The sequence below is a fragment of the Nocardioides sp. NPDC127514 genome (assembly GCF_040302125.1).
Taxonomy (GTDB): Bacteria; Actinomycetota; Actinomycetes; order Propionibacteriales; family Nocardioidaceae; genus Nocardioides.
Genome location: NZ_JBEORF010000025.1, coordinates 51776 through 64706 on the forward strand (window position 1 = coordinate 51776; position 12931 = coordinate 64706).

Here is a 12931-nt window from a genome sequence, read left to right on the forward strand (position 1 = left end):
GCCGACAGCGTACGGCTTCTAACGGAGGCCGGTCATCTGCGCCGCGCTCCACCTGGTGGGGCGGCCGCCGGCGGCCTGGGTGAGGTATTCGCCCAGGAACCAGCGCTGGAAGGAGACCTGCTCGGGCGAGCGGGCCAGGACGAGCAGCCGCTCCTGGCGGCAGAACTCGTCGATGAGGTCGAGCATGTCGAGGAAGCGGCGCATCGTCTCGGCCGCGGACCGCGGCATGCGTACGTGCAGGTCGGCCGTCTCCCGATCGCGGCCGGAGCTGGACCCGATCACCCCGGAGAGCTGGCCGTGGCCGAGGCCGTCGAGGAGCTGGCGCTCCAGTGAGCCGAACAGGGCCGAGAGGCTTGCGGCGAGCGGGTAGTCGTTGGCGTGGGCGAGCGAGAGGAGGCGTACCTCCCGTCTCAGCTCCCGGAAGTGGTGCTGGAAGCCCTTGTAGAGGGCGAGAGGTACGCCGAGGATGCTGACCTCGACCGCCTCGGTGCCGAGGCGCTCGGGCCTCGGGGGTGCGCCGGGAGGTCCGGTGATCACGCCCTCGACGCCGTCACCCTCGTCGATCTCGGTCGCGGGGGTGAACCAGACGGTCTTGCCGGACGTGTCGATGTCGGCGCCCCAGGCCTCCGAGACGCTGGCCACGATCGAGAGGCCGCGACCGACCGTCAGCAGGACCTCGTCCTCGTCGTCGAGCGCGAGCGGGACCGGCAGCAGGGGCGGCTCGGTCGAGCCGTCCCGGATCTCGACGCGGGGGTGGTCGACGGTGCCGCGCATCCGGATCGTGACCGGGGCGGTGCCGTGGAAGAGCGCGTTGGAGACCAGCTCGGAGACGCCGAACTCAGCACAGTCGACGAGGTCGGTGCGGTCGATCTCCTCGCAGGCCGTCCGGACCCAGACGCGGGCGTCCTGGACGGCGCGGGAGCCGGTGCGGAGCAGGAGAGCTGGCCGGCTCAACGGCATGGTCTCCTCCGATCTCGCGGGTCGGCGTACACACGATCTCGTTGTGTGTTGTTCGTTGCAAGGATTTTCCGCACTTGAAGGTGTCTGATCCGGGCCATGGACCACTAGGGCACAAGGTCCCGGTGACCCTCACAGATTAAAGTCAGATGCTTTCGGCCGGGCGACGGACACGCGGTGAGCACGCATGCTCAGCGGCGTGGCGGCAACTGTGACGTAGCAGTCGTGCGCCCCGGGATGAACAGAACCGGTGTGATGGTTCAGAATAGTGAGTGGAACGTTCAAACGGTCTCTTGTGTTGAGGTAGCGGAGGGTATAAGCAATGTCAGCGGACCAGGCAAAGCACCGGGTCGTCATCATCGGTTCAGGCTTCGGGGGTCTCTTCTCCGCGAAGGCGTTCAAGGGCCGCGACGACGTCGAGGTGACCTTGATCGCGAAGACGACCCATCACCTCTTCCAGCCGCTGCTCTACCAGGTGGCGACCGGAATTCTCTCGCAGGGCGAGATCGCCCCGCCGACCCGCGACATCCTGCACCGGCAGAAGAACGCCAGCGTGCTGCTCGGCGAGGTCAACGAGATCGACACCGAGGCCAAGACGGTCAAGGCGAGCATTCTCAACCAAGAGATCGACGTTCCCTACGACTCCCTGATCGTCGCTGCCGGTGCCGGCCAGTCCTACTTCGGCAACGACCACTTCGCCGAGTTCGCGCCTGGGATGAAGTCGATCGACGACGCGCTCGAGCTGCGCGGCCGCATCTTCGGGGCCTTCGAGATCGCCGAGCTGACCGCCTCGCGCGGCGAGCCGATCGGTGACCTGCTCACCTTCGTCGTCGTGGGCGCCGGCCCGACCGGTGTGGAGATGGCCGGCCAGATCGCCGAGCTCTCCCGGCGGGTGCTGAAGAAGGACTTCACTCACATCCAGTCGGAGAAGGCCCGGGTGGTCCTGGTCGACGCCGCGCCGCAGGTGCTGCCGCCGTTCGGCGAGAAGCTCGGTGCCAAGGCCGAGAAGGCCCTGGAGAAGGCCGGTGTCGAGGTCGTCCTCGGCGCGATGGTCACCCACGTCGACGAGTTCGGCATCGAGATGAAGTTCAAGGACGGCACGACCCAGCGGATCGGCTCGATCGCCAAGATCTGGGCCGCGGGTGTCCAGGCCTCCCCCCTCGGCAAGACGCTCTCGGAGCAGACCGGCGCCGAGCTCGACCGGGCCGGCCGGATCGCGGTCAACCCCGACCTGACGCTGCCGGGCCACCCCGAGATCTTCGTGGTCGGCGACATGATCAACCTCAACCACCTGCCCGGTGTCGCGCAGGTCGCGATCCAGGGTGGCAAGCACTCGGCCAAGACGATCAAGGCCCGCCTGAAGAACAAGCCGGAGCCCGGCGACTTCAAGTACTTCGACAAGGGCTCGATGGCCACCATCTCGCGCTTCAACGCGGTCCTGATGATGGGCAACTTCAGGCTCACCGGCATCCTCGCCTGGTTCGGCTGGCTCGTGGTGCACCTGGCCTACATGACCGGGTTCCGCAACCGGCTCACCGCGACCCTGCACTGGATGATGTCGTTCATCGGCAAGGACCGCTCCGAGCGCACCACCACCATGCAGCAGATCTTCGCCCGGGAGGCGCTCGAGCGTGTCCCAGGCGGCATGGCCGCTCTCATCGACGACCCTGCCGAGGTTGCTCTGCAGGTCGAACGCCGCCGCAAGGAGCTCGAGGAGCAAGCCGCCGAGGAGTCGCGCCTGGCCGACTCCCACAGCGCCTCGTAGCCGCAGCTCTCTCCCCGGCCCGCCGCAGACACGTCTGCGGCGGGCCGGTCTTTTCGGTGAGTCCGGATCTGCGCTTGCTATTGTTTGCGGACACGGTGTCTCATTAATCTGTTCGGTGAGACACCCGCGAACGGAGGAGGAAGCGTGACCCAGGTGACCAAACGGCTGGTCGACACGACTGACGGGCTGACGCTCGCCGTCTACGAGCAGGGGCCGGCCGATGCCGAGACCGTGCTGCTCGTCCACGGCTACCCCGACAACCACTCCGTCTGGGACGGGGTCGCCAAGGTGCTCGCCGAGCGCTTCCATGTCGTCGCCTATGACGTACGCGGCACGGGGGAGTCCGGGGTTTCGGACTCGACCGCCGGCTATCGCCTGGCGCAGCTCTCCGCAGACTTCAAGGCGGTCATCGACGCCGTCTCGCCCGACGCGCCGGTGCACGTCGCGGCGCACGACTGGGGCTCGATCCAGACCTGGGAGTCGGTGACCGACCCGGCGCTGAGGAGCCGGATCGCGACGTACGTCTCGATCTCGGGGCCCGACCTCGGGATGGCGACCACCTGGCTGCGCGAGCGGACCCACCTGGGGAGCTCGCTGCGGCAGCTGGCCCACTCCTGGTACGTCTTCGCCTTCCAGCTGCCGCTGCTGCCCGAGGCGATGGTGCGCTCGGGGCTGCTGGCCAAGTTCGTCGGTGGCGAGGATCGGCCGACGAAGGACCAAGTCAACGGGGTCGAGCTCTACCGGGCCAACTTCCTCGGCAAGCTGCTCCGTCCGACGCCGCGGTCGACGGAGGTGCCGGTGCTGGTGATCGCCCCTCGCGACGACGCCTATGTGACGGTGCCGCTGCAGACCGAGGCGCCCCGGGCGTACGCGACATCGCTGGTCACCCAGGTCATCGACGGCGGACACTGGGTGGTGGCCGCGGATCCGGAGCTGGTCGCGGGCGAGATCGCGGCCTTCATCGAGAAGGAGGGTGTGCGATGAGCAAGCTGACGAAGGAGACCAAGCGCGGGCACGAGCCGGCCAAGGTGGCCCTCCACCCGCGGAACGTGAAGTTCGACTGGAGCAAGCTGCCGCTGGTGTGGATCCCGGGCGAGGTCTTCGCCTCCCACTACGTCAACGTGCTGCATCTGCTGCTGCCCGAGGGCGAGCGGTGGTTCGTCAAGGTGTTCTCCGAGATCCTGCCGCTGATCGAGGACGACCAGCTGCGCGAGGACGTGATCGGCTTCATCGGCCAGGAGGGCGTGCACGCCGCCGCCCACCAGGAGGTGCAGGACTACTTCACCGACAACGGTCTCGACGTACGTCCGTTCGCGGCCGAGATCGAGGCTCTGTTCCGCAAGATCCTCGGCGACCGCGACCTGACCGGCCGGGCCAAGGAGGAGTGGCTGATCGAGCGCGCTGCGATCATCGCGGGTCTCGAGCACCTCACCGCCGTGCTCGGCAACTGGGTGCTCAACTCGCCCGCGCTCGACGAGATCGGCGCCGACGAGACGATGCTCGACCTGCTGCGCTGGCACGGCGCGGAGGAGGTCGAGCACCGCAACGTGGCCTACGACGTATTCCAGCACGTCGACGGGCGCTACTCCCGTCGGATCCGCTCCTACCTGCTCGGCGGCACCGCGCTGCTCGTCCTGTGGTGGCGAGGCGCCGGCTACCTGATGAACAACGACCCCACCGAGCCCGACCCGGCGAAGCGGCCGAAGGCGGGGCTGCTCAAGCTGATCGACGCCGAGCGTCGCGGGCTGGTGCCGGGTGTCGTACGCATCGGGTGGGCGACCTGGAAGTTCTTCCTGCCCAACTACGACCCGTCCGCGGAGGGCTCGACCTCCCAGGCGGTGAGCTACCTGGCCAAGTCTCCGGCGGCGCTGCGGGCCGACGCCATCGCAGAGTCACAGGAGACGGCACAGGAGACGGCGCGGTGACCAAGCCTGCGCACTACACGGTCCCGGACATCCCCGACTCGCGGCTCTACCGGGGCTTCGAGGCGATCGTCGGGGGCTACTGGACCAAGGCCGCCTACCGATCCTGGCGGCGCCGCAAGCCGCTCGGCAGGATCGACCGCGACCTGCACGTACGCGTCAGCCGGATCGACGAGGAGGGCCTCGACGTCAGGGCGATCTGGTTCGAGCGTGAGGACGGCACCGATCTGCCGGACTGGGACCCGGGCGCGCACGTCGACGTGGTGCTGCCCAGCGGCCGGCTGCGGCAGTACTCGCTCAACTCCGACCCCGACGACCTCTCCGCCTACCGGATCAGCGTGCGGCGGATCGAGCCGACCGCGGGCGGAGGCGGAGGCTCTGTCGAGGCGCACTTCCTCGCCGTCGGCGACCGGCTCGTCCTGAAGGGGCCGCGCAACGCCTTCCCGTTCGTCGCCTCGCCCGCCGGCTACCTCTTCGTCGCCGGTGGCATCGGGATCACCCCGATCCTGCCGATGCTGCGTGACGTGGTGCGGCGGGGTGTGCCGTACGAGTTCGTCTACACCGGCCGCTCGCGCGAGACGATGCCGTTCCTGGCCGAGATCCGGGAGATCGTCGGCGACCACGAGATCCAGCTGTGGCCCGACGACGAGATGGGCACGCCGGACGCGGCCAAGATCATCTCGCTCGCTCCGGAGGGTGCGGCTCTCTACTGCTGCGGGCCGATGCCGATGATCGACGCGATCCGTGCGCAGATCCCCGACCCGCAGATCGACACGCTGCACTACGAGCGGTTCTCGCCGCCGCCGGTGCTCGGCGGCCGCCCGTTCCGGGTGCGCCTCGAGGACTCCGACGTCGAGGTGGAGGTCGGTGCCGAGGAGTCGGCGCTGACCGCCGTCCGCCGGGTGCGGCCGACCCAGGCGTACTCCTGTCAGCAGGGGTTCTGCGGCACCTGCCGGGTGCGAGTGCTGGAGGGCGAGGTCGAGCACCGCGACCATGCGCTCGCCGACTACGAGCGCGATGGCCACATGATCCTGTGCGTCTCGCGTGCAAAGGGGACCGTGGTGATCGACGGCTGATCCCCGTCGTCCTGCGATAAGGGTTTGTTCCGGTGGGCTGTGGGCTGGTCTGCTTGCGACATGACAGCACTTGCCCTTCCCTCGCTCGATCTCTACGACTCCTGGGCGGCGTCCGTCGCCGAGTTCGGTGGGGCTCATGTCGACGGCGCCGCCATCCCCGACGAGGAGGCCGCCGACGTGAGCCGCGAGGCGTGCGAGCGGCTGGTCGCGAAGACGGCGCGGGACCGGAACCTCACGATCCCGCCGCCCGCCGGGCGGGTGCATGCCTCGTCCTTCTGGATCACCGACGACGGCCAGGTCGTCGGGTTCATCCAGCTGCGGCACGAGCTCAACGAGTTCTTGGAGAACGTGGGCGGGCACATCGGCTACTCGGTGCGGCCCTCGTCCCGTCGTCAGGGGCACGCCCGGCGAGCGCTGGGCCTCGTGCTCGACGAGGCCCGGGCGCTGGGCCTCGAGCGCGTCCTGATCACCTGCGACGAGGACAACGGCGCCTCGGCGCGCACCATCGAGTCCCAGGGCGGCGAGCTCCAGGACGTCATCGACGCGGCCGCGTACGGCTACGGGCTCACTCGGCGGTACTGGGTCAAGCTGTGAGTGAAGACGGGGTCGCGACCGAGGGGGAGGTGGAGTGGGCGCTGGCCGGTGACCCGGCTGCGCCTGCCGAGCAGGTCGAGGAGGTGCTGACGGCGCTGCGCAGCACCGGACGTACGCCCGAGGTGGGTGTCGATGTGCTGCGCGCCGCTGCCTTCCGGCTGGTCTCGGAGAACCGGCTCGACGAGGTCGGCCGCGGCTGGCTGGAGCTCCTCGACGCGGTCCGGGCGCATCCCGACGCCAGGTTGGCCGACCTGCCGCCCGCTCGCACGGACTGATCTGTCTCAGCTGGACAGGGAGCGGCGGCGACTCGCCAGGCTGGAGAGGCCCTGGGCCGCGGCACGGACGATGGTCACGTGGGCCTCGGGGCGGAAGCGTCCCACCGGGCCGGTGACGCTGATCGCGGCGAGCGCCTTGTCGCCGCCGTCGGCGAGGACCGGGGCCGCGATGCACTGCAGCCCGGCGGCCGACTCCTCGCGCTCGAAGGCGACGCCGTTCTCGAGCACGGCGGCGAGCTGCCGCTCCAGCAGACCGGGCGCCACGATCGTGTGAGGCGTACGCCGCTCGAGGGGGCTGCTGAGGATCTCCTGCTGCGCCTCGGGATCGGCGTAGGCGAGCAGGACCTTGCCGATCGCGGTGCAGTGGACCGGCATCCGCCCACCCGGCCGGGAGGGTGACTTCGCCTGGCGGTGGCCGCCGATCTTGGCGACGTAGACGACGTCGTGGCCCTCGCGTACGCCCAGGTGGACGGTCTCGTGGGTGCGCTCGTAGAGGTCCTGGAGGAACGGCATCGCCAGCTCCAGGAGCGAGCGCTCGACCGAGGCCCGCATGCCGAGCTCGAAGAGGCCGCCGGAGAGGCGGTAGCCGAGGTCGGTGCGGTCCAGGAGGCGGTTGGTGACCAGGTCACCGGCGACGCGATGGGCGGTCGCCTTGGGGAGTCCGGTGCGGCGTACGAGCTCGGCCAGCGAGAGCACCTGGTCGTCGACCGTGAAGGCCCGCAGGATGGTCACCGCCTTGCCGAGCACGGTGTCGAGATCGGCAGGCTGGTGCGGCATGAGATCACCGTACCGGTCAGCGGGACGGCTACCCCGCTTCTTTCGCCCAGTTGCTGAGACCGTGGCCACATGAACGAAGTGACCTCCCCGTCCGATGCTGCCGTCGATGCCGCGGCAGATCGGCTGCTGACCGCCGCGGCGACGGGCACCCCCGTGCCGCCGATGCGGGACCTGCTGGACGCGACCGACCTGAAGACGGCGTACGCGATCCAGGAGCGGCTCACCGCCACCCGGCTCGCCGGCGGGGCGAAGATCGTGGGCCGCAAGATCGGGCTCACCTCCAAGGCGGTGCAGGAGCAGATCGGCGTGGACACCCCCGACTTCGGCGTGCTCTTCGACGACATGGCCTACCCGGACGGCGGCGTGCTCCCCGCCGACGCCATCCTGCAGCCGCGGGCCGAGGCCGAGATCGCCTTCGTGCTCGCCGCCGACCTGGCCGACGGCGACCTCACCTACGACCAGGTCCGGGAGGCGATCGACTACGCCGTCGCTGCGATCGAGATCTGCGGCAGCCGGATCGCCGACTGGAAGATCGCGTTCGGCGACACCGTCGCGGACAACGCCTCCGCGGGTGCGTACGTCCTCGGGACCGAGCGCCGGCGTCTCGACGAGTTCGAGCCCCGCGAGGTCACCATGTCGATGTCGATCGACGACGAGGAGGTCTCGACCGGGACCGGGGCAGCCTGCCTGGGCGACCCCGTCAACGCCGTCCAGTGGCTGGCTCGCTACGCCCGCGACTTCGGTGAGCCGCTGCGCGCCGGCCAGCTCATCCTCTCCGGTGCGCTCGGGCCGATGCGGCCGATCGCGCCGGGCAACACCGTTCGTTCCACCGTGTCGGGCCTCGGCTCGGTGGCCTTCACCGTAGGGAAGTGACCTTCATGCCAGCGGAAAGCACAGCCAAGACGAAAGTGGCGATCATCGGGTCGGGCAACATCGGCACCGATCTGATGATCAAGGTGATGCGTACGTCGCAGCACCTGGAGATGGGCGCGATGGTCGGGATCGACCCGTCCTCCGACGGCCTGGCTCGCGCCGAACGCTTCGGGTTCGCGACGACGTCGGACGGCGTCGAAGGGCTGATCGGGCTGCCGGGGTTCGACGACATCGAGATCGTCTTCGACGCGACCTCGGCCAAGGCGCACGTCGCCAACGCGGCGGCTCTGGAGCCCTACGGGAAGCGGCTGATCGACCTCACCCCCGCGGCGATCGGGCCGTACGTCATCCCGGCCGTCAACATCGACGAGCACATCGACGCCCCGAACGTGAACATGGTGACCTGTGGCGGACAGGCGACGATCCCGATCGTGGCCGCGGTCGCGCGGGTGGTGCCGGTCGCCTACGGCGAGATCGTCGCCTCGATCTCGTCCCGCTCGGCCGGCCCCGGCACCCGGGCCAACATCGACGAGTTCACCGAGACCACCTCGGGCGCGATCGTCCAGGTCGGCGGCGCCAAGCGCGGCAAGGCGATCATCATCCTCAACCCGGCCGAGCCGCCGCTGATCATGCGCGACACCGTCTTCGCGCTGGTCGAGGGCGGGTCCCGTTCCCTGGAGGAGCTGACCGCGGAGATCACCGAGTCCGTCGAGAAGATGGTCGGCGACGTCGCCGCGTACGTTCCTGGTTACCGGCTCAAGCAGAAGGTGCAGGTCCACCCGATCCCGTCGGATCAGCCGGTCGAGACCTTGCTGGCCGAGGGCGAGACGACCCGGCCCACGCATCAGGTCTCGGTGTTCCTCGAGGTCGAGGGCGCGGCGCACTACCTCCCGGCCTATGCCGGGAACCTCGACATCATGACGTCGGCCGCGCTGCAGATGGCCGAGCGCATCGCGGCGGCCAAGGAGGCTGACAAGTGAGCATCCCGATCTATGTCCAAGAGGTCTCGCTGCGCGACGGCATGCACGCCGTACGCCACCGGATCACACCCGAGGACGTCAAGCGGATCGTCATCGCCGCCGACGAGGCCGGCGTCGACGCCATCGAGGTCGCGCACGGCGACGGCCTGACCGGCGGCTCGGTCAACTACGGCCCCGGCTCCAACAGCGACTGGGAGTGGATCGAGGCTGCGGCCTCGGTCATCAAGAACGCCCGCCTGACCACCCTGCTGCTTCCCGGCGTCGGCACCATCCACGACCTCGAGCGGGCCTATGACCTCGGCGTGCGCTCGGTCCGGGTCGCGACCCACTGCACCGAGGCCGACGTGTCGGCCCAGCACATCGCCGCCGCCCGCGAGATGGGGATGGACGTCTCCGGGTTCCTGATGCTCAACCACATGGCGCCGGTGGACGTCGTCGCGCAGCAGGCGAAGCTGATGGAGTCCTACGGAGCCCACTGCGTCTACATCACCGACTCCGGCGGCCGCCTGACGATGAACGACGTCCGCGACCGCGCCCGCGCCTACCGTGACGTGCTGAACGACGAGACCGAGATCGGCATCCATGCCCACGAGAACCTCTCGCTGTCGGTGGCCAACTCGGTCGTTGCGGTCGAGAACGGCGTCTACCGCGTCGACGCCTCGCTCGCCGGCCACGGCGCCGGTGCCGGCAACTGCCCGATCGAGGCATTCATCGCGGTCGCCAACCTGTCGGACTTCAAGCACAACTGCGACCTGTTCAAGCTCCAGGACGCCGCCGACGACATCGTCCGCCCGCTCCAGGACCGCCCCGTACGCGTCGACCGCGAGACCCTCACGATGGGCTACGCCGGCGTCTACTCCTCCTTCCTTCGCCACGCCGAGAACGTGAGCGCCCGCTACGGCGTCGACACCCGCGACATCCTCATGGAGTGCGGCCGCCGGGGTCTGGTCGGCGGCCAGGAGGACATGATCGTAGACATCTGCCTCACGAAGCTTGAGGAGCGCGCCGCCGCGAACTGAAGCCTCGAGGACCCGGGGAGCGTCAGGCGTACGTGGTGCGTCTGACGCTCCCCGGGTTACCGTCGCTCCGTGATCGAAGCGCCGGATGAGCGGAGGGCGCGAGAGCGGCGCGAGGACGCTGCTCGGCTGCTGCGCGCCCACCTGCTCATGCAGGACGGGGTCGCGAGCCACGCCCAGCTGACTGCCGGCGGGGTGACGAAGACCGACATCGAGCGGAGGCTGCGCCGCAAGGAGCTCCGCCGCGTCTACCCGCGGATCTACGTCGATCACGCCGGTCCGATGACGTGGTCCCAGCGCGCGTGGGCAGCTGTCCTCTACGCCGAGCCCGCCTACCTGTGCTGGACCAGCGTCGAGGAACCGAGGGGCCGCGACGACGGCGCCCCGATCCACGTCGCCATCGACCACAGCCGCCGAATCCGGCCGCAGGACGGCATCGTCATCCACCGGATGAAGGGACTGGAGCTGCGCGCCTACGGCGGTACGCCGCCCCGGCTCAGCGTCGAGGACAACGCGCTGGCGATGGCGTCTGAGGCCACCAAGGACATCGACGCGATCGCCCGGCTCGCGGACGTGGCGAGCAGGCCGTACGTCACCGCGGACTCCCTGCGCGCCGCCCTCGACCGCTACCCGTCGATCCGCCGCCGCGCGCTCCTTGCCGGCCTGGTCGATGACCTCGAGTCGGGTACCCACTCCGTGCTCGAGCACGGCTATCTCACCAAGGTCGAGCGAGCCCATGGCCTGCCCGTCGGGACGCGCCAAGCGCCCCGATCCGGCCCGGCGGGGAACCAGTTCCGCGACGTCGAGTACGCGGCGTACCGCCTCGTCGTCGAGCTCGACGGCGCCGTCGGCCACGACTCCTGGCGTGACCAGTCCCGCGACGCCGACCGCGCGCTCGACGACCTTGCCGCCGCCGGAACGCTCACCGCCCGCCTCCGCTTCCACCAGGTCTTCGACACCCCGTGCCAGACGGCAACCCGGATCGCCAGGATCCTCAGACGCAACGGCTGGACGGGCGCGATGAGGGCGTGCGGCGACGACTGTCGAATGAAAGCGGCTTGACCTGGGGAGCGCCAGGCGCGTGTGGTGCGCCTGGCACTCCCCAGGTTCGTGTCATCAGGAGGCGTAGGTATCGCGATTTCGCGATAAACCATCAGTATCGTGAAATCGCGATACAGTAGTGCTATCGCGATTTCACGATAGGAGACCGCTGTGACGAGTACGAGCCTGCGGGTACCGGCCGACTTCGGGCTTGCTCTTCAGCAGGCTCGGTTGGCGCGTGGAATGACCCAAGCCGATCTTGCCGGTGAGGTCGACGTCCCGCAGAGCACCATCAGTGAGATCGAGGCAGGGAAGTCGACGATCTTCATGCGCCGCCTTCTGGATCTGATGCAGGCCACCGGGGTCGAGCTCACCGCGACCTGGGAGGACGAGGCAGATGCGCCTCGCCGTTGAGCTGTACGGAACCATCGTTGGCGACCTGACCGGTCAGCCTGCGACGTACGACTTCGTCCCTGGCGCCGAAGGGATCGATCGCTTCGGCGCCAACAGTCTGATCCTGTCGGTCGTTGCACCGCTGGTCGGCATCTCGCGCAAGCACCAGGCCGCCCGACGCCGCAACTGGTTCAGCGAACTGCTCCCGGAGGGCGACCAGTACGACTACATGCTGCGGCAGGCTCGATTGCGACGCGGGAACACGCTCGGATTCCTTGCCCGCTATGGACGGGACGTCGCCGGTGCGCTGCAGATCTGGGATCTCGACGACCCGACCGAGCCGAAGACGCCGTCGCGTCGGCCGGTCGACCACGCGCAGATCAGGCGTCTGCTCGAGGACCCGGTGGGGTCACCACTCGCCAACGAGTCGTTGCTCGGCAAGTCCTCGTTGGCGGGTGTGCAGCCGAAGGTGGTTCTCGTGCGCGACGGTGCCGGATGGGCGCAATCGCTGGGTGGCTACGCGACCACTCACATCATCAAGCCGATGCTGGAGCGACGTCCGAGCGTGGTCTTCGATGAGGAGTACGGCGCCCGGATCTCGCGGGCACTGGGCCTCGCCGAGCACGGTGCGTGGATCGACGACTTCGACGGTCTGTCGGCACTTGTCATCGAGCGCTTCGACCGTGCCGCGGGAGCACGGGTCCATCAGGAGGACTTCAGCCAGGCACTCGGTGCCTCGGGCGACCAGAAGTATCAGGAGTACGGCGGCCTGGTGAGCCTGCGACGGGTCGCCGACACCCTGCAGCGGACCACTCGATCCGCCGACTTGGTCAGCCTGGCCCGGATGGTCGTTCTCGCGGTCGCGATCGGCAATCTCGACATGCACACCAAGAACCTCGGCATCCTTCACCCGCTCGATGACGAACCTCGGCTCGCGCCGGCGTACGACGTCGTTCCGCAATCTCACCTTTCGGGGATCGACGGGAAGATGGCGCTGGCCGTGAACGGAAACTACCGCCACGCCGGCCTCACCGCCTCGGACATCAAGGCCGAGATCGCGAAGTGGGGCGTACGTCGTGCCGAGCGAATCGTGGACGACTGCCTGGCCGAGATCGCCGAGGTGGTCGCGAAGGAGAGCCCGTTGCCCGGTGCTCACCCCGCCCTCCAAGAGGACATCGCCACGTTCACCGAGAACCTGCGGGCGGGAAGGGCGGTCGGGCGACCCGGGAGTCCTGAGGTCACCGGGTGACTCCCCGTCTTCC

The 12931-nt window shown here is 69.1% G+C and carries 14 protein-coding genes; 12 read left to right on the plus strand and 2 right to left on the minus strand.

Annotated elements, in window-relative coordinates:
* Nucleotides 1-18: 18 nt before the first annotated feature.
* A complete protein-coding gene (locus ABTX24_RS19930) occupies nt 19-960 on the minus strand; it encodes an ATP-binding protein (RefSeq protein WP_350842023.1) in 942 nt (313 codons plus the stop codon).
* Between the two features lie 319 nt (nt 961-1279).
* Between ABTX24_RS19930 and ABTX24_RS19935 the strand changes: the two genes are divergently transcribed.
* From ABTX24_RS19935 to ABTX24_RS19960, 6 genes are all read left to right on the plus strand, one after another.
* Nucleotides 1280-2722 carry an NAD(P)/FAD-dependent oxidoreductase gene (locus tag ABTX24_RS19935; protein ID WP_160026723.1) on the plus strand — a complete coding sequence of 481 codons (1443 nt, stop codon included), beginning with the start codon at nt 1280-1282 and terminating at the stop codon, nt 2720-2722.
* A gap of 144 nt (nt 2723-2866) precedes the next feature.
* Nucleotides 2867-3706, plus strand: coding sequence for an alpha/beta fold hydrolase (locus ABTX24_RS19940; RefSeq protein WP_350842025.1), 840 nt, complete (start codon nt 2867-2869; stop codon nt 3704-3706).
* Entirely contained in the window at nt 3703-4647 is a 945-nt protein-coding gene (locus ABTX24_RS19945; protein ID WP_350842027.1) for a metal-dependent hydrolase, read from the plus strand. Before ABTX24_RS19940 ends, ABTX24_RS19945 begins: the two co-directional genes overlap by 4 nt.
* Complete coding sequence (locus ABTX24_RS19950; protein ID WP_160026726.1) at nt 4644-5720, plus strand: PDR/VanB family oxidoreductase; 1077 nt, start codon at nt 4644-4646, stop codon at nt 5718-5720. The genes ABTX24_RS19945 and ABTX24_RS19950 overlap by 4 nt, the downstream gene beginning before the upstream one ends.
* A 60-nt stretch (nt 5721-5780) precedes the next feature.
* Nucleotides 5781-6314 carry a GNAT family N-acetyltransferase gene (locus tag ABTX24_RS19955; RefSeq protein ID WP_350715733.1) on the plus strand — a complete coding sequence of 178 codons (534 nt, stop codon included), beginning with the start codon at nt 5781-5783 and terminating at the stop codon, nt 6312-6314.
* Nucleotides 6311-6589 (plus strand): hypothetical protein, encoded by a 279-nt coding sequence (locus tag ABTX24_RS19960; RefSeq protein ID WP_350842029.1) that lies wholly within the window; start codon nt 6311-6313, stop codon nt 6587-6589. The genes ABTX24_RS19955 and ABTX24_RS19960 overlap by 4 nt, the downstream gene beginning before the upstream one ends.
* Nucleotides 6590-6595: 6 nt before the next feature.
* Here the strand turns inward: ABTX24_RS19960 and ABTX24_RS19965 are convergent, their stop codons facing one another.
* Nucleotides 6596-7366 (minus strand): IclR family transcriptional regulator, encoded by a 771-nt coding sequence (locus ABTX24_RS19965; protein ID WP_160026729.1) that lies wholly within the window; start codon nt 7364-7366, stop codon nt 6596-6598.
* Between the two features lie 69 nt (nt 7367-7435).
* Between ABTX24_RS19965 and ABTX24_RS19970 the strand changes: the two genes are divergently transcribed.
* From ABTX24_RS19970 to ABTX24_RS19995, 6 genes are all read left to right on the plus strand, one after another.
* Nucleotides 7436-8239, plus strand: coding sequence for a 2-keto-4-pentenoate hydratase (locus tag ABTX24_RS19970; protein ID WP_350842031.1), 804 nt, complete (start codon nt 7436-7438; stop codon nt 8237-8239).
* Between the two features lie 5 nt (nt 8240-8244).
* Nucleotides 8245-9219 carry an acetaldehyde dehydrogenase (acetylating) gene (locus ABTX24_RS19975; protein WP_350842110.1) on the plus strand — a complete coding sequence of 325 codons (975 nt, stop codon included), beginning with the start codon at nt 8245-8247 and terminating at the stop codon, nt 9217-9219.
* Nucleotides 9216-10238: a 4-hydroxy-2-oxovalerate aldolase gene (gene dmpG / locus ABTX24_RS19980; protein ID WP_350842033.1), complete on the plus strand. Its 1023-nt coding sequence runs from the start codon at nt 9216-9218 to the stop codon at nt 10236-10238. The genes ABTX24_RS19975 and dmpG overlap by 4 nt, the downstream gene beginning before the upstream one ends.
* A 69-nt stretch (nt 10239-10307) precedes the next feature.
* Nucleotides 10308-11297: a putative endonuclease domain-containing protein gene (locus ABTX24_RS19985; RefSeq protein WP_350842035.1), complete on the plus strand. Its 990-nt coding sequence runs from the start codon at nt 10308-10310 to the stop codon at nt 11295-11297.
* Between the two features lie 150 nt (nt 11298-11447).
* Nucleotides 11448-11690, plus strand: coding sequence for a helix-turn-helix domain-containing protein (locus ABTX24_RS19990; RefSeq protein WP_160026734.1), 243 nt, complete (start codon nt 11448-11450; stop codon nt 11688-11690).
* Nucleotides 11674-12918, plus strand: coding sequence for a type II toxin-antitoxin system HipA family toxin (locus ABTX24_RS19995; protein ID WP_350842037.1), 1245 nt, complete (start codon nt 11674-11676; stop codon nt 12916-12918). The genes ABTX24_RS19990 and ABTX24_RS19995 overlap by 17 nt, the downstream gene beginning before the upstream one ends.
* Nucleotides 12919-12931: the final 13 nt, after the last annotated feature.

Bases quoted from the DNA above. Each gene is read 5' to 3' on its own strand.
- ABTX24_RS19970 (WP_350842031.1), top strand. From the start codon at position 7,436: ATGAACGAAGTGACCTCCCCGTCCGATGCTGCCGTCGATGCCGCGGCA.
- ABTX24_RS19975 (WP_350842110.1), top strand. From the start codon at position 8,245: ATGCCAGCGGAAAGCACAGCCAAGACGAAAGTGGCGATCATCGGGTCG.
- ABTX24_RS19930 (WP_350842023.1), bottom strand. From the start codon at position 960: ATGCCGTTGAGCCGGCCAGCTCTCCTGCTCCGCACCGGCTCCCGCGCC.
- ABTX24_RS19955 (WP_350715733.1), top strand. From the start codon at position 5,781: ATGACAGCACTTGCCCTTCCCTCGCTCGATCTCTACGACTCCTGGGCG.
- ABTX24_RS19935 (WP_160026723.1), top strand. From the start codon at position 1,280: ATGTCAGCGGACCAGGCAAAGCACCGGGTCGTCATCATCGGTTCAGGC.
- ABTX24_RS19995 (WP_350842037.1), top strand. From the start codon at position 11,674: ATGCGCCTCGCCGTTGAGCTGTACGGAACCATCGTTGGCGACCTGACC.
- ABTX24_RS19945 (WP_350842027.1), top strand. From the start codon at position 3,703: ATGAGCAAGCTGACGAAGGAGACCAAGCGCGGGCACGAGCCGGCCAAG.
- ABTX24_RS19965 (WP_160026729.1), bottom strand. From the start codon at position 7,366: ATGCCGCACCAGCCTGCCGATCTCGACACCGTGCTCGGCAAGGCGGTG.